Source organism: Leptotrichia sp. oral taxon 498 (genome assembly GCF_002240055.1).
Lineage (GTDB): Bacteria > Fusobacteriota > Fusobacteriia > Fusobacteriales > Leptotrichiaceae > Leptotrichia > Leptotrichia rugosa.
Window position 1 is genome coordinate 1,688,987 of sequence record NZ_CP016753.1, and the last position, 15,822, is coordinate 1,704,808.

Sequence of the window (15,822 nt, forward strand, 5' to 3'; positions counted from 1 at the left end):
ATCTGTCTGTTAAAATATAGTTATAGAAATATTTAATAATCTGAATAGAAAAAATGAAAGTTTCTTATAAATAGAGGTTTAAAGCAAGGTGTGGAAAAAAATACAAAACAGTACCATTATTAGAATATAAGCCAGATTATATAAATAATATACAAAATATAATTCAAAAACAACAAATGAAAATACCTATAAAATAATAGGAAAGGGATATCAAAATGTCAAAATATAAAACAATATGGGCAGCAGTAAGATTTGGAACATTAAAAGATGTTATAGAAATATTCAAAAAAGGAGATGAAAAAATTGGAGATGCATCAGGAGATAGTATCTTATTTGATGCATTAGCAAATACTAATAGCATTGCACGTTATGAAATTACTAATTTTTTAATAAATAAAGGAGCTGATGTTAAAGCAGTAACAGAAGATGGGATAAGTTTATTTTTCCCGTTATTCTCATATGGTTGGACAGATATAGTAAAAACAACAATATTATGTAAAACATTATTGGAAAAAGGCGCGGATATAACAACAATATATAAGAAAGAGAAAACGGTTTCTTTCAAGGAATTATTTAATATTGGTGCTCCTGAAATGGAAATGTTACCGTTATACCAACTGATATTTTCTCAACCAGGACTTCCTCTTTTAGTAAAGGATAAATGGGGATTAACAGTGATTGAATTTGCCAGAAGATCTAATAGGCCAATAGCAGTGAAAATGATGGAAGATTATGTAAAGAAATATAATTTGAAAGAAGAAAATTAGAATTTTTAGATAACCGTTGTTGTAAAAAACAGCGGTTATTTTTTATTTATTACGTTTAATATTGGAAATAAGCCTACCTAGGCTTTTATACTCTAAATTGAAAAAAATATTAAAAATTTGTCATACTTTTGTCAAAAAAATATGATATAATAAAAAAAAATTTTTTAAAATGAAACTTTTGTTTATAATAGTTTTATTTGAGAAAGGAAAGTGATGTTTAAAACGTTTTTTGATATTAAGATTATTAATGTAAGTATACTGTTTTGTTTTATGGAAACTTTGAGCTATGGGATTAACGTTGATGACGTGATTTCACAGTATGAAAAAAATTCTTACACGACGAAAATAAACGAAGTTAATATGAAAACTTATGACATAAAAGACAAAGCTTTAAAAAATGGTGACTGGAATGAAATTAAAGTAACTTCTGATAGTAATTATACATTACACGGGGATTTTGATGGCTTAACTATGGAAAATAATGTGAAATACGGAATGCTTTATTACAAAAATGGGTATAATTTTAGAAATAAAAAGGTTACAGAAAATAAAATAGGAATTTCTAAAGAATTAAATGATTATTTTGGGTATAGCGACAATAAATATAATAAAAGTACTAATGATATTTCAAGAAATATTCAAAAAATAAATAATGAGACTACTAAAAATTCTGAAATTAGGGATTTAATTGATTTGTATAAAGATTATAAAAATAAAGAAAAAGAAATCGAGCAGGAAAAATTGACACTGGAAGACAGTAAAAGAGATTATGCCATTCAGTCGGAAAAATGGAATTTGGGAACGACAACGCTTTATGATTTTGAGCTGGCAAAAACAGAATATGAAAATTCCCAGTTAAAATGTGAAAATCTTGAAAGAGAGTTAAAGATTTTGGGAGAAAAATTTATGATTTATAATGTGAAATTGCCTGAAAAAAGCGAACTTGAAGATTTAAAAAAAGTTGAATTAAAAAAAGAGGATTTTTATAATTTGAGATTGTCAGAAGCGGAGTCGATTGAGTTAAATGGCAAACTCAATGATGAAAAATTGAGAAAGGAATCAATAGATTATAAGTATCCAAAATTGACGGCGGATGTCGGATATTCATTAAAAAATCATTCAGTTGTATTTGGTCTTGGCGTTACTAAAACATTTAAAAGGTACAACGATACGATTGAAGATTTGAAAAATGAAAAAGAAAAATTGGAACTACAGTATGCGCAGAAAAAAAATGAGCTATTATCAAATGTGGGACAGCAAATGATAACTTATACGACTTATGAAACCAATGAGATAACTGCTGAAAACACTATGAACATCACAAAGAGAAACTCTGAAATTTATGCGAAAAAATACGAATTGGGAGTTGATACTTTTGAAAACTATGTGGAAAAAAGAAATGAGTACAGAAAAGCTGTAAAAGATTATGAAAAAGCTAAAAATGAACTTGCGGCATTTACGAAAAAGATAAAATATTATAAATAATACAAAAAAAGAGGTGATTTTGTGAAAGGAAGTTATATTTTGAATAAAAAAAATATTATGAAAATATTATCAATTTTTATTATTTTATCATTTCTTTTAATTAGTTGTGGTAAAAAGGAAGCTGTTTTGGAATATGAAGTAACAAAAGTCGGTGTTGGAGATATAGAACTTTCCGTGTCAAAAACGGGACAAGTGGTGTCTGAAAATGAAGTGTCAGTATATACGAGTTCCAGTCAAAGAGTAAAAGATGTATTTTTTAAAACAGGTGATAATGTAAAAAAAGGAGATGTAGTCGTAACATTTTATCCAGCTGATAAAAATGAAACTTTGAGAAAAATTCAGATGAAAAATTTAGAAATTAAAAAATATGAAAGAAATTTAGCTAGTGCTCAAAGTTCCCTTAGAAGAAAAAAAGAAACTAAAAGTTTGGAAATTCAGCAAAAGTCACGAGATTTGCATAACGCTGAAGAGCTTTACAAAGTTGGAGGGGAAACTAGGGTTAATGTGGATGATGCAAGAAAAGCATTAAGAACTTCTAGGCTAGAATCAGATACCGTTGATAGCGAAGAAAGAACTAACATAGAAGACGCAAGGACAGCGTTAAAGACTGCAAAATTGGAACTAGCGACATTGCAGGAAGATATGACGCTTATAAAAAATGAAATAACAAGTCCAGTAGATGGAGTTATTACAGAGATGACTGCCGATGAAAATTATAAAGTAAACACTGAAACAACTTTATTCAAGGTATCAGATTCCAAAAATATGAAAGTGGAAGTGAGTTTATCAGACACGCAAGTAAAAGATATAGAAGTGGGACAAAGAGTAGAAATTACATCAGATGCATTGCCTAAAGGAGAAAAAGTCGAAGGATATGTATCGCAAATTTCAGGAGTGGCTAAAAAAAGTGAGAATTTGGATGAAAGTAACACGACTGTTACTATAAAAATGAACGATACAAAAAATTTAAGACCAGGAACTACAATAAGTGCCACAATTTTTTATAAAGAGAGAAAAAATATTATAAAAATTCCGTATAGCGCAGTAATAAATGAAAACGGAAAGTATTTTGTGTTTATAGTTGGAAAGGATAAAAAAATTACAAAAAGAGAAGTAAAAGTAGGAATCAGTGATGAAACTTATTATGAAGTAACTTCTGGATTGAGCTTAGGAGATAATATAATTTCTATTGTTGACGAAACATTAAAAGATGGTCAGAAAATAAAAATTGCGGATCCTAAAAAACCTAGAAAAGATAACAAAAAAATAATAAAACAACAAGATGTAGAAAGTGTACCAGCAGGTGATGCAGCGCCAGGAGGTCCAGGACCTATGTAAAATTATGTAAAAAAATTTAAAATCTGATAAAGGAATTATAAATTTATGATAGATGTAAAAGATGTTGTAAAGACGTATAAAAATGGAAATTTGGAATTGACTGTATTAAAAGGACTTAATCTATCAGTCAAAAAAGGAGAGTATGTCGCATTTATGGGACCAAGTGGAAGTGGAAAATCTACTCTTATGAACATTTTGGGCTGCCTTGACAGTCTGACTTCAGGAACATATATTTTAGACGGTCAAGATGTTTCTAGAATAAAAGGCGATGCACTGGCAAAAGTAAGAAATGAAAAAATTGGATTTGTGTTTCAGACTTTTAATTTGCTTCCCAAAATGAATGCTGTTGAAAATGTTGCACTTCCAGCACTTTATGCAGGGGTAAAAAAGTCAGAAAGAATGAGAAGGGCGATAGAAGCACTTGAAAGTGTAGGACTTGGAGATAGAATTCACCATAAGCCAAATGAGATGTCTGGAGGACAAAGACAAAGGGTTGCAATTGCAAGAGCCATCATTAATAGTCCAAATATACTTTTGGCAGATGAGCCAACTGGAAATCTGGATTCCAAATCGACTGAAGAAATTTTGGAAATCTTTAAAAAATTAAACGATAAGGGGACAACGATTGTTATGGTAACTCACGAAGAAGATGTCGCCGAGCACTGTAAAAGAATTATTAGATTAAAGGATGGCGTAATTGAAAAAGATGAAATTGTCGTAAATCGGAGAGGAGTGTAAATGGATTTTTTGGAATCGCTAAAGTTGTCTTTATCCAATTTATTTAGTTATAAAGTGAGGTCATTTTTGACGATGTTAGGTATAATAATTGGAATTGGAGCAGTTATTATGATGTCATCATTGGGAGCTGGAATGAAGCAAAATATAACGGGAGACTTAAATAAGCTGGGAGTGGGAAATTTTAACGTTTCGATTGATACCTCTCCTGGACAAACTTATAAAAGCGAAGATCTGATGACAGAAAAAGATATTGAAAATATAAAAAAAATAGAAGAAGTTGAAGCGGTTAGTCCAACTTCCAGTGCCTTTGCCAGAATTGAAGTTGATGGAAATACAAAAATGTTTATGGGAACGGGAGTTACACAAGATTATTTTAAGATATCAAATTTTACTATAGTAAAAGGAAGAAAATTTTTACCAAGCGAGTATAAAAAAGATGGAAGATTCATAATAATTGACAGTTCTACAGCAGAGCAGCTGTATCCAGATGAAAACCCGATAGGAAAGAAGGTAACTCTAAACTTTAAAAAGAACAGATATGAATTAGTCATTGTCGGAGTGTATAAAGATCCCTATTCAAGTCTAAATTTTGGAGGTGGAGGAGGTGCGCCATCGAGTGGACTTATACCAAACCAGTTTTTAGTGTTTGTCAATGGAGGAGAGCAAAATAAGTTTGAAGAACTGCAAGTAAAGGTGGCTTCTGCAAATTCATTAAATATCGCAATGGCGGAAGTTAAAGATTTGATGTCAAGAAGGGGAAGTTCTCCTGATATATATAATGTGAGATCAGAAAGTTCTGGATTAGATCAATTTAATAATATCTTAAATATGGTAACTTTATTTATAAGCGGAGTTGCTGGAATTTCACTATTTGTCGGTGGAATTGGAGTAATGAACATTATGCTTGTCAGCGTTACCGAAAGAATAAGGGAAGTTGGCCTAAGAAAAGCACTGGGAGCCAGAACGAAGGACATTCTTGTGCAATTTTTGATTGAAGCGGTAATCTTAACATTTTTTGGAGGTATAATTGGAGTTATAATTGGGTATTCTTTGGCACTTTTAATTGGTATCTTTATTAAGACATCTCCAATATTAAGTCCAGGTGTAGTGTTTGTATGTATATTTGTTTCTACAATGTTAGGACTTGCATTTGGAGTTTATCCAGCTAAAAAAGCGGCAAAATTGGAACCTATGGAAGCACTTAGAACAGATTAGAAAAATAAATCAACGCCTTTTTGCTTTTATGTTAAAATCTTATTAATAAAAGTTGACTTTTCTAAATATATGTGGTATTTTTATAGTAGTATTTATGGCAATATTTCTCATAAAAAAATGAATTTTAAGGAGAATAGTTATGACGAAGAATATAGCGGCTTTTTTTGATATAGATGGGACGATTTACAGAGATTCGCTATTAATTGAACATTTTAAAATGTTACTGAAATATCAATATATAGATATGACGAGCTGGGAGCTGAAAGTAAAAGAAAAATTTTCTAAGTGGGAAAATAGAACTGGAGACTATGATGATTATTTAGATGAGCTTGTTAGAACGTATACAGAAGCGTTAAAAAATTTTAGTAAAAGTGATATGGATTTTATAGCAAAAAGGGTAATGGAATTAAAAGGCGACAAAGTCTATCGCTATACAAGGGAAAGACTTTTATTTCACAAAAATGAAAATCATAAGGTCATCATAATTTCTGGGAGCCCAGATTTTCTGGTAAGTAAACTTGCTATAAAATATGGAGTCAAGGATTATCGTGCTTCTATTTATAAAGTTAATAAAAATGGGATTTTTACGGGGGAAGTGGTGCCGATGTGGGATGCCGAAAGTAAGCAAAAAGCAATTTCTGATTTCGTAAAAAAATATAATATTGATTTAAAGAAATCTTACGCCTATGGAGATACGACGGGTGATTTGACAATGTTTAAGAATGTGGGAAACGCCATTGCAATTAATCCTGCAAAAAAGTTGCTAGAAAAAATAAAAAAAGATATAGATCTGAGTGAAAAAGTTAAAATTATAGTTGAAAGAAAAGATGTTATCTATAGTTTGAATGCAAAAGTTGAAATTTTATAAATAATGGAGGCAAAACTATGAAAAAAAATATTTTTATTGGAGTTTTAGCATTACTCGTCACAGTTTCATGCGGAAAAAAGGATGGCAGTAAAAGTGGTGCAAAAGATAAAGCGCAAATTACTTATGTCAAAGATGATTTAAGTTCCGACCGTCTATCTAAATATACGGAGTATGTGAGAATAAGCGAAGTACCTAATTCAGATGAATGGCTTATGCTATTTGATGGAATTGATGAGGGAAAATTTAAAAATGCAAATGGAGAGGTTTTAACTAATTTAAAAGGGAATGATGCCGTTGAAAATATAAAAAGTTCAGTAAAATTGCTGGGAAACCAAATTCGAGATTTGGAAGATGTGATGCAAAGAAATCCAAAATTTGAAACTATTGACAAAAATGCGGAAAATCTTTTGAAATCGCTTGTTGAAGAACAAAAGGTGCTAAACGAGATAGACGATTATTTTGAAAAAGGTGAGTATAAAGCAGATAATTTGGGAAAAGTAAAAGAATTGAATGATAAATATAAATTAGTCTCACAGACAAGAAAAGAAAATGACAAAATTTTGACAACTTCATTGCAGGAAATGTCGATTTTGTTAAATAAAAAATTAGCTGAAAAATTTGAGAAAAATAATAAAAAAGTTAAATCAAGTGTAGTTCAATTTGTAAATGACATAAATAAATTTTCAGAAGAGGCATTTTCAAAAAATAATTTAAGCTACGATGAAAATGAGATTGCAAATTTGGAAAAATTAAAAGAAGAAGTAAAAAAATCGTATAAAAATATTGAAATTCTAACTTTTGAAGATGCTAGAAAAGAAAATATAAGCAAGGAAAGCTATGAGAAACTTAAGAAAAATGCCAAGATATTGACTGAAAGCATAGAAAATATGATAAAATCCATAAGAGCCAAAAATATTGAAGCAACAGTCAAAAATGCAAGTAATATTTTAGGAAGTGAAACAGACTTAAAAAATATCTATGGAACATTAATAATGAAATAATAATTTTTTACAGGAGATAAACTTTCTCCTGTTTTTTTGATATGTTAACAAAAAATGTGACATAACTAAAATACTTAATATATAAAATTTTAAGAGGAGAAAAAAGATGTTTGAAAAAAATGAGTTCAATTTGATGGAATATCTTTTAGTAAATATTGATTACGAAACGGAGTTTGAAATTATTTCAAATCCCAAAACTTCTTACAGTAATTTACTTTTGACGGGAGAATTTAATTTTGATGGAAATCTTCTGTTCAATGCAAAATTTTTTGCAAAAAGAACAAATGTTAAAATTGCAACGGTTGTGCTTCAAATTATAGATTCTGAAAAAGAATCAGAATCATTTCCAAAAACGGCAGTTGAGATTAAAAAATTGAAAGTGGTGGGAAATGGAGAAATAAAATTTAAAGTTGGAACTTTATGTAATTTTTGAAAAATTAATAATAAAAATAATTTTACTTTTTACTCTTGACATTTTAAAAAAAAGTGTTATCATAAAAATAGAAAGAGAAGTTTGTGAATCAAACTATTTTAAATTAGGAGGATTATTACAATGAAAAAAAGATTAGAAAGAATGAGAAATGGTAAAGGATTTATTGCAGCATTGGATCAAAGTGGTGGAAGTACTCCGAAAGCATTAAAATTATATGGAATTGATGAAAGCGAGTATTCTAATGATACAGAAATGTTTGACTTAATTCATAAAATGAGAACAAGAATCATAAAAAGTCCTGCTTTTAGTGATAAGGAAATTGTAGGAGCTATTTTATTTGAGCAAACTATGGATAGAAAAATTGATGATAAATATACAGCTGACTTTTTGTGGGAAGAAAAAGGAGTTTTACCTTTCTTGAAAGTTGACAAGGGACTAGAAGAATTGGAAGATGGAGTTCAAATTATGAAACCTATCCCAGGATTGGACGATCTTTTGAGCCGAGCAAATGAAAGACATATTTTCGGAACAAAAATGCGTTCTGTTATTAAAAAAGCGTCTCAAACAGGAATTGCAAAAGTTGTAGACCAGCAATTTGAAGTTGCAGATAAAATTATTGCAGCTGGTCTTGTTCCAATTATTGAGCCAGAAGTAGATATTCATAATGTTGACAAAGCAGAATGTGAAACTATTTTGAAAAATGAAATCAAAAAACATCTTGATAAATTACCTGAAACTTCAAATGTTATGTTAAAAGTTACACTTCCAACAGTTGAAAACTTTTATGAAGATTTGACAAAACATCCAAGAGTTGTAAGAGTTGTTGCATTATCAGGAGGTTATCCAAGAAAAGAAGCAAACGAAATTCTTGCTAAAAATAAAGGAGTTATCGCAAGTTTCTCAAGAGCATTAACTGAAGGATTGTCAGCACAACAAAGTGATGATGAATTTAATAAAGATTTGGCAAAAGCTATTAAAGAAATTTATGAAGCATCTGTAAAATAATTTTATAAAAAATAAAAAATATTATAGGACATTCTAAAATATTTAAAATATTAAGAAAAATCACAGTCTTAAATTTAATTTAATTGATTGTGATTTTTTTTAAATTTATTTTATAATAATTTTTATTATTATTTATTTAAAGATCTTTTTTTCATTTTGGCTCCATTGCTTTTTCAAATTATCTATGGTAAAATAATGTATATCAAAGGAAAGCCTTGTTTATTTGAAAAATGATGTTTTTTGAAGGAAAAATATTAAAATTATGGAGGTAAAAAATGAAAAAAGTATTATTACTAATGATCGCGGCGCTGTTGTTTGTAATGTGCAGTGTTAAAAAAGATGAAAAAAAAGAAGTTAGTAAAGATGGAATCCCAAAAAAAATTATTGTGGGACTTGATGACTCATTTGTTCCGATGGGATTCAAAAATGAAAAAGGTGAAATTGTGGGATTTGACATTGACTTAGCTCGTGCAGTTGCTAAAAAAATTGGAAGTGAAGTTGAGTTTAAACCGATAAACTGGGATTCTAAAATTTTGGACTTGAATGCAGGAAATATAGATTTGATTTGGAATGGACTTACTATTACAGATGAAAGAAAAAAGGAGACAGAAATGTCTAATCCTTATTTGACAGTGCATCAACTTATTGTTGCAAGAGCTGGTGAAAAAATTGAAAATAAAAATGATTTAATTGGAAAAAATGTTGGAAGCCAGACTCAGAGCAGTGGGGAAGAAGCTGTGAAAAAATCTGGATTTGACAAGAAATTTAAAGAATTTAAAACATACGCTCAATATGACCAGGCGTTTATGGATTTAGATGCTAGAAGAGTGGATGCAATTGTAGCAGATGAAGTTTTGGCAAAATATACAAAAAAAGTAAAAGAAACACAAGCTAAAAAAGAGTTATATAAAATTTTAAAAGAAGATTTTGGACAGGAAGAATATGCGGTTGCTGCTAAAAAAGGAAATACAAAACTGATTGATGCAATTAATAAAGCAATTGAAGAATTGAAAAAAGACGGGACTTATCAGCAAATTTATTCAAAATGGTTTAAAGATTAAATATGGAAAAAATGACCTTTTTTCAAATATTTTTTGAACTTGTAAAGACATTGCCAAGTATGTTTCTATTGTATATAACAACGATAGTATTTTCCGTCCCGTTAGGAATTTTAGGTGCGCTGTCATATACTGGGAAAAATAAAATTATAAAATTTTTGATTTCAACTTACACTTGGATTTTTCGTGGAACGCCGCTTATGCTGCAACTTTTGATGGTGTACTATGGATTGCCGCTTATAAAAATAAAAGGATATAGTATAACTTTGACTGCTTATATGGCTGTTGCAATAACATTTGTGATAAATTATGCAGCGTATCTTATTGAAATTATAAGAAGTGGACTTGAGAGCATTGATAAAGGGCAGCACGAAGCTGCAAAAGTCTTGGGTTATACATATTGGCAAAAAATAATTTATATTATTTTGCCACAGGCGCTAAGAAGAGTTCTTCCCACTCTGGGAAATGAAGCGATTACCCTTATAAAAGACACATCGCTTATGTATATTTTGGCTGTTACAGAAGTTATGAAGAGAACAAAAGATTTGGCGAATATTTCTTACACAATAACTCCTTATATTTGTGCAATTATCATTTATTTGATTTTGAGTTTTTGTATTGACAGATTGTTTAAAGTTATTGAAAAACGAAATAAAGTTAGAATATAATATAAAATTGGGCAGAAAAAAGAGAAATTGGGAGTTAAATAATGGAAAAAATAATTGAAGTAAAAAATTTGAGAAAAAATTTTGGTAAAAATGAAGTCTTGCACGATATAAATTTGACTGTTAATAGAGGGGAAGTCGTTTCGCTTATAGGACCTTCAGGAAGTGGAAAATCTACAATTTTGAGATGTATCATTGATTTGGAGACAATTACCAGCGGCGATATTCTTATCGAAGGGAAAAATTTGAAGGATAGAAAATTAAAAAAAGAGATTTTATTAAAAACAGGGATGGTTTTTCAATCATTCAATTTATTTCCGCATATGACGGTGAGAAATAATATTGTGAGAACACTAAAATTGGTAAAAAAATCTTCTGTGGGTGAAGCTGCAAAAATTGCAAAAGAAGTTTTGGAAGTCGTTGGACTTGCCGATAAAATTGATAATTTTCCGAGTGAGCTTTCGGGAGGGCAAAGACAGAGAGTGGCAATTGCTAGAGCGCTGGCACTTAGACCTGATATTTTGCTTTTTGATGAGCCGACTTCGGCACTTGATCCAGAGCTTGTAAAAGAAGTCTTAGATATTATAAGAAAATTGAAGAATGAAAGAATAACAATGTTAATTGTAAGTCACGAGATGAATTTTGTGAAAGAAATTTCAGATAAAGTTGTCGTTTTGGAAAATGGGAAAATATTGGAAAAAGGAACTTCTAAACAAATTTTTGAAAATCCAGAATCTCACCGTGTAAAAGAATTTTTAAATACAATTTATTAATATTTTTGAAAAATCAAAAAAAACGTTTGCATATACACATAAAAAATGATATAATGAACCATAATAATTCTAATTTTAAAATTATTCAAAAATATTAGAAGTAAAATAAATATGAAAGAGGTGAAAATGGTTGGAAAGTTTTATAGAAATAAAAGATTTGGTAAAAAAGTATAAATTAGCCGATGGAAAAGAGATTTTTGCAGTAAATAACATAAATCTTGAGATTGAAAAGGGCGATATTTATGGAATTATGGGGCTTAGCGGCGCTGGAAAATCAACACTTATAAGGCTATTAAATAGGCTTGAGGAACCGACTTCAGGACAGATTCTGGTTGAAGAAAATGCTGATTCAAATGGTACAGACTCTGATTTTTCAAAAAAGAATATTTTGGAATTTAATGAAGCGGAACTTAGAGAATACAGGAAAAAAACTGGAATGATATTTCAACACTTCAATTTGTTAAATTCGAGAAATGTTGCACAAAATGTTGCGTTTCCGCTAGAAATTTCTGGGTGGCAAAAAGCTGATATTGATAAAAGAGTGGATGAATTGCTTGAAATTGTTGGGCTTTCAGACAGAAAAGAAAATTATCCTGAACAACTTTCAGGAGGGCAAAAGCAAAGAGTGGCAATTGCTAGGGCTTTAGCGAATAATCCTAAAATACTTCTGTCTGATGAAGCGACTTCAGCGCTTGACCCTAGAACTACAAATTCAATTTTAGATTTATTAAAACAGATAAATAAAGATTTTGGGATAACTATTATTCTAATTACTCACCAAATGGAAGTGATTAGAAAAATATGTAACAAAGTTGCGATTATGTCGAATGGGGAAATTGTTGAAAGTGGAACTACAAAACAAATATTTTTAAGTCCCAAAAATGAACTAACTAAAGAATTTGTCGCTCACTTGTCACACGATACTTTTAGAACGGAAGAAGAAATTAAGAGAAGAAAAGAAAATAGCAGTGGCGGTAAACTAAGATTAAAATTAAAATATAACGAAGAGCAAGTTAGCCGTTCTTATATTGCAGAACTTATAAGAACTTTCGATGTGGAAGTAAATATTTTAGGTGGCTTTATTGACAAAGTAAGCAACATCATAATTGGAAATTTGCTTATTGAAATTACAGCGAATGAAAAAAAAGTTCACGAAATTATAGATTGGCTTACAAAACATAAAATAGATTCGGAGGTGTTATAATTTATGAGATTTGATTGGATAGAATTTTTTCAATTTCAAAATATGATTGTACCACTTTGGGAAACAATTTATATGGTTGGAATTGCGACTTTAATTTCATTAATTATTGGTTTTCCAATAGGAATTTTGTTGGTTACTTCTGAAGAGAAAGGAATTAAGCCGAATAAATCACTGCATAAAATCTTAGATGTTATTTTGGTAAATATAACAAGATCAATTCCATTTATTATATTAATGGTTTTGTTGCTTCCATTAATGAGATTTATTGTGGGAACTTCCATTGGAAGTGTTCCGTTTATTATACCACTTGCGTTAGGTGCTGCTCCATTTGTTGCAAGAATAATTGAAGGAGCATTAAAAGAAGTGGATGAAGGATTAATAGAAGCTTCAAAATCAATGGGAGCAACTTCTAAAGAAATAATTTTAAAAGTGATGATACCAGAAGCATTGCCTTCGTTAGTACATGGAATTACTTTGACAATTATCACGCTTATTGGGTATTCCGCACTTGCTGGAACTATTGGCGGTGGAGGATTAGGAAATTCGGCTGTAATGGATGGTTATCAAAATCAAAATTATGCAATTATATGGCAAGCTACAATAGTTATTATTGTTTTAGTTCAAATTATACAATTTATTGGAGATACAATTGTAAATAAAATTATTGAAAAAAGAAAAAAAGTATAAATAAAAAATTTAATTTAATTTAAAAAGAAAGGATGATGCAAAATGAAAAAAATATTAGCATTGTTAGTTGCACTTGCACTATTTGTAGTGTCTTGCGGAAAAGGGGAAAAATTGAAAGTTGGAGCGACTCCAGTTCCACATGGAGAGTTCCTAAAATTAGTAAAAGATGATTTGAAAAAACAAGGAGTTGATTTGGAAATTGTTGAATTTAACGACTATATTTTGCCGAATAAGGCTCTTGCGGATAAAAGTATAGACGCAAACTTTTTCCAACATGTTCCATATATGGAAGATTTTGCAAAAAGAAATAACATTCCTTTAGTTTCAGTTGGAAATGTGCACTTGGAACCAATGGCGCTTTATTCTAAAAAAATTAAAAATATAAAAGATTTGAAACCGAATGACACATTAATTATTCCAAACGATCCGACAAACGGTGGAAGAGCTTTAATTTTGCTTGACAAAGCGGGAATTATAAAATTAAAAGATAACAAAAAATTGGATTCTACAACTAAAGATATAGCAAGCAATCCTAAAAAAATTAAAATTGTAACTTTGTCAAATGAACAAATTGCACCAAGATTAGTTGAAGTAGCAGGAGCAATCATTAATTCAAACTTTGCAATTAATGCGGGAGTTACTAAAAACGAAATTATTTTGCAGGAAGATAAAAATTCGCCTTATGCAAATGTTGTAACTGTTCTAAAAGGTAATGAAAATGACCCTAGAATACAAAAATTGATGAAAGCGTTGCAAAGTGAAAAAGTAAAAAAATATATTGAAGAAAAATATGAAGGAAGAATTATTCCAGCATTTTAGAATTTATTTTAAAATTTCAGAAAGTTTTTTATTAAATTAAAAAAATGAGCGGTATAATAGTTTTGAGGAAAAACCAGTTAAGAGGGTAAAAAAAGCAGCAAAAATAAAGACTCTGTTCTTATTGAATAAGGGTCTTTATTTATTAATTAATTTGTGAATCATCTTCAAAAAATTGGACAGATATTTTTGTGTACCACCATTTATTTTCAATAAGCTAATTTTGTCAACACATAAAAATACTCCGTATGAAAAGTGTCGTGATTTAAAATTGACTTTACTGTTTCCATATGATAGTATTCATATAGAAGAGATTGCTAATTTGAAGACATAAGTCATTTAGTAAATAATAATATTAAATTCAAGAAAATAAAAAAGTGAGGAAGTGATTTTATGGAGAAAAAAGCGGCTCCCGTAGGAATTGAAAATTTTAAAGAATTGATACAAGACGGATATTATTATATTGACAAAACTTTGTTAATAGATGAAATATTAATAACCAAAGCAAAAGTTACACTTTTTACAAGGCCACGGCGATTTGGAAAAACACTGAATATGTCAATGATAAAATACTTTTTCGATGTAAAAAATAAAGAAGAAAATAGAAAACTTTTTGAAAATTTAAAAATATCTAGCAGTAAATATATGAGTGAACAGGGGAAATATTCTGTTATATTTATTTCACTAAAAGATTTGAAGGGAAATACTTGGGAAAAGTGCTTTGAAAATTTAAAAAAAACAATGTATAAAATTTTTAATGAATACGAATTTGTGCGAGAAAAATTAAATATTGTTGAAAAAAGAGAATTTGATAAAATTTGGGAAATGATAGATAGTGAAGAAAGTTTTAAAACCTCGCTTTTGGATTTATCGAATTATTTGTGTAAATATTACGGAGAAAAAGTAATAATCCTAATAGATGAATATGATGCTGCAATAATAAATGCTTTTGATAAAGGATACTACAATGAAGCAATAAACTTTTTCCAAGTATTTTACAGCTCAGCATTAAAAACAAATGATTCCTTAAAATATGGTATTTTAACTGGAATAACAAGGATTATAAAAGAAGGAATATTTTCAGGATTAAATAATCTTTATGTGAATACAATTCTAAGTAAAAATTACTCAGAGTATTTTGGACTTCTTGAAAGTGAAGTAATTGAAATGCTTGAGTATTTTGATATGAAATACAGAATAGAAGAAGTCAGAGAATGGTATGACGGATACATTTTTGGAAACAAAAAAATTTACAATCCTTGGTCTATTGTGAATTATGCGGGAGAAAAAGAAATAAAAGCGTACTGGGCAAATGTTTCGGGAAATACACTTTTAGAAAATATGCTTTATCACGCTGGAGAAAGTGTTTACAATGATTTAAAAAGGTTTACTGAAGGGGAGAGTATTGAAAAATATATTTCAGATGGGACTACGATAAAAAGCCTTTTAAACAGTGATGATGAAATATGGCAGCTACTTTTATACAGCGGATATTTGACAAAGGATGAAAAGCAAAGAGAGATAGATGTAACTTCAGAATATACGAATATTTACAATTTAAAAATACCAAACAAGGAAATACGAAAGTATTTTGGAAATATGTTTTTAGATAGATTTTTTGGAACAGAAATAAAGACTGATATTTTAACAAAAAGATAGCAAGAAGTCGTAGGCTTTCTATAAGTGGGAGATGAATTGCTTTTTTTGTAAAAAAATTGAAAAAAGGACACACCTATGATACAATTTTTGTATAAAATATTGAAGAGAAG

General features: G+C 29.5%; 16 protein-coding genes. All 16 read left to right on the forward strand.

The genetic code is table 11. The features are described from left to right. The first annotated feature begins 215 nt into the window (after positions 1-215). The 16 genes from BCB68_RS08445 (at position 216) to BCB68_RS08520 (ending at position 15,712) form a co-directional block, all read left to right on the forward strand. Positions 216-767 (forward strand): ankyrin repeat domain-containing protein, encoded by a 552-nt coding sequence (locus BCB68_RS08445; RefSeq protein WP_094080374.1) that lies wholly within the window; start codon positions 216-218, stop codon positions 765-767. A 213-nt stretch (positions 768-980) separates the two neighbouring features. Next, positions 981-2,252: a TolC family protein gene (locus BCB68_RS08450; protein WP_094080375.1), complete on the forward strand. Its 1,272-nt coding sequence runs from the start codon at positions 981-983 to the stop codon at positions 2,250-2,252. A gap of 21 nt (positions 2,253-2,273) precedes the next feature. Beyond that, entirely contained in the window at positions 2,274-3,590 is a 1,317-nt protein-coding gene (locus BCB68_RS08455) for an efflux RND transporter periplasmic adaptor subunit (protein WP_094080376.1), read from the forward strand. A gap of 45 nt (positions 3,591-3,635) precedes the next feature. Beyond that, complete coding sequence (locus tag BCB68_RS08460) at positions 3,636-4,328, forward strand: ABC transporter ATP-binding protein (protein WP_068157739.1); 693 nt, start codon at positions 3,636-3,638, stop codon at positions 4,326-4,328. Next, the gene (locus BCB68_RS08465; RefSeq protein WP_094080377.1) at positions 4,329-5,543 is read left to right on the forward strand and encodes an ABC transporter permease; all 1,215 of its coding nucleotides are present in this window, start codon (positions 4,329-4,331) and stop codon (positions 5,541-5,543) included. Between the two features lie 139 nt (positions 5,544-5,682). Then, positions 5,683-6,411 (forward strand): HAD family hydrolase, encoded by a 729-nt coding sequence (locus tag BCB68_RS08470; RefSeq protein WP_094080378.1) that lies wholly within the window; start codon positions 5,683-5,685, stop codon positions 6,409-6,411. 17 nt (positions 6,412-6,428) lie between these two features. Continuing rightward, a complete protein-coding gene (locus BCB68_RS08475) occupies positions 6,429-7,412 on the forward strand; it encodes a DUF3829 domain-containing protein (RefSeq protein WP_094080379.1) in 984 nt (327 codons plus the stop codon). Between the two features lie 106 nt (positions 7,413-7,518). Beyond that, on the forward strand, positions 7,519-7,845 hold the full coding sequence (locus tag BCB68_RS08480; RefSeq protein ID WP_094080380.1) for a hypothetical protein: 327 nt from the start codon (positions 7,519-7,521) through the stop codon (positions 7,843-7,845). Between the two features lie 120 nt (positions 7,846-7,965). Continuing rightward, complete coding sequence (locus BCB68_RS08485; RefSeq protein WP_094080381.1) at positions 7,966-8,850, forward strand: fructose bisphosphate aldolase; 885 nt, start codon at positions 7,966-7,968, stop codon at positions 8,848-8,850. Between the two features lie 275 nt (positions 8,851-9,125). Further along, positions 9,126-9,911 (forward strand): amino acid ABC transporter substrate-binding protein, encoded by a 786-nt coding sequence (locus BCB68_RS08490; protein ID WP_094080382.1) that lies wholly within the window; start codon positions 9,126-9,128, stop codon positions 9,909-9,911. An 11-nt stretch (positions 9,912-9,922) separates the two neighbouring features. After that, entirely contained in the window at positions 9,923-10,576 is a 654-nt protein-coding gene (locus tag BCB68_RS08495) for an amino acid ABC transporter permease (RefSeq protein WP_094080810.1), read from the forward strand. A 50-nt stretch (positions 10,577-10,626) separates the two neighbouring features. Further along, complete coding sequence (locus BCB68_RS08500) at positions 10,627-11,346, forward strand: amino acid ABC transporter ATP-binding protein (RefSeq protein WP_172826485.1); 720 nt, start codon at positions 10,627-10,629, stop codon at positions 11,344-11,346. A gap of 130 nt (positions 11,347-11,476) precedes the next feature. After that, positions 11,477-12,550, forward strand: coding sequence for a methionine ABC transporter ATP-binding protein (locus tag BCB68_RS08505; RefSeq protein ID WP_094080384.1), 1,074 nt, complete (start codon positions 11,477-11,479; stop codon positions 12,548-12,550). Between the two features lie 3 nt (positions 12,551-12,553). Next, entirely contained in the window at positions 12,554-13,237 is a 684-nt protein-coding gene (locus BCB68_RS08510; protein WP_094080385.1) for a methionine ABC transporter permease, read from the forward strand. Between the two features lie 42 nt (positions 13,238-13,279). Next, positions 13,280-14,056 carry a MetQ/NlpA family ABC transporter substrate-binding protein gene (locus BCB68_RS08515; RefSeq protein WP_094080386.1) on the forward strand — a complete coding sequence of 259 codons (777 nt, stop codon included), beginning with the start codon at positions 13,280-13,282 and terminating at the stop codon, positions 14,054-14,056. Between the two features lie 390 nt (positions 14,057-14,446). Next, complete coding sequence (locus tag BCB68_RS08520; RefSeq protein ID WP_237048609.1) at positions 14,447-15,712, forward strand: AAA family ATPase; 1,266 nt, start codon at positions 14,447-14,449, stop codon at positions 15,710-15,712. Positions 15,713-15,822: the final 110 nt, after the last annotated feature.

Coding starts and splice junctions, on each gene's coding strand:
- BCB68_RS08445 (WP_094080374.1), top strand. CDS start 216: ATGTCAAAATATAAAACAATATGGGCAGCAGTAAGATTTGGAACATTA.
- BCB68_RS08450 (WP_094080375.1), top strand. CDS start 981: ATGTTTAAAACGTTTTTTGATATTAAGATTATTAATGTAAGTATACTG.
- BCB68_RS08460 (WP_068157739.1), top strand. CDS start 3,636: ATGATAGATGTAAAAGATGTTGTAAAGACGTATAAAAATGGAAATTTG.
- BCB68_RS08465 (WP_094080377.1), top strand. CDS start 4,329: ATGGATTTTTTGGAATCGCTAAAGTTGTCTTTATCCAATTTATTTAGT.
- BCB68_RS08470 (WP_094080378.1), top strand. CDS start 5,683: ATGACGAAGAATATAGCGGCTTTTTTTGATATAGATGGGACGATTTAC.
- BCB68_RS08475 (WP_094080379.1), top strand. CDS start 6,429: ATGAAAAAAAATATTTTTATTGGAGTTTTAGCATTACTCGTCACAGTT.
- BCB68_RS08480 (WP_094080380.1), top strand. CDS start 7,519: ATGTTTGAAAAAAATGAGTTCAATTTGATGGAATATCTTTTAGTAAAT.
- BCB68_RS08485 (WP_094080381.1), top strand. CDS start 7,966: ATGAAAAAAAGATTAGAAAGAATGAGAAATGGTAAAGGATTTATTGCA.
- BCB68_RS08490 (WP_094080382.1), top strand. CDS start 9,126: ATGAAAAAAGTATTATTACTAATGATCGCGGCGCTGTTGTTTGTAATG.
- BCB68_RS08495 (WP_094080810.1), top strand. CDS start 9,923: ATGACCTTTTTTCAAATATTTTTTGAACTTGTAAAGACATTGCCAAGT.
- BCB68_RS08510 (WP_094080385.1), top strand. CDS start 12,554: ATGAGATTTGATTGGATAGAATTTTTTCAATTTCAAAATATGATTGTA.
- BCB68_RS08515 (WP_094080386.1), top strand. CDS start 13,280: ATGAAAAAAATATTAGCATTGTTAGTTGCACTTGCACTATTTGTAGTG.
- BCB68_RS08520 (WP_237048609.1), top strand. CDS start 14,447: ATGGAGAAAAAAGCGGCTCCCGTAGGAATTGAAAATTTTAAAGAATTG.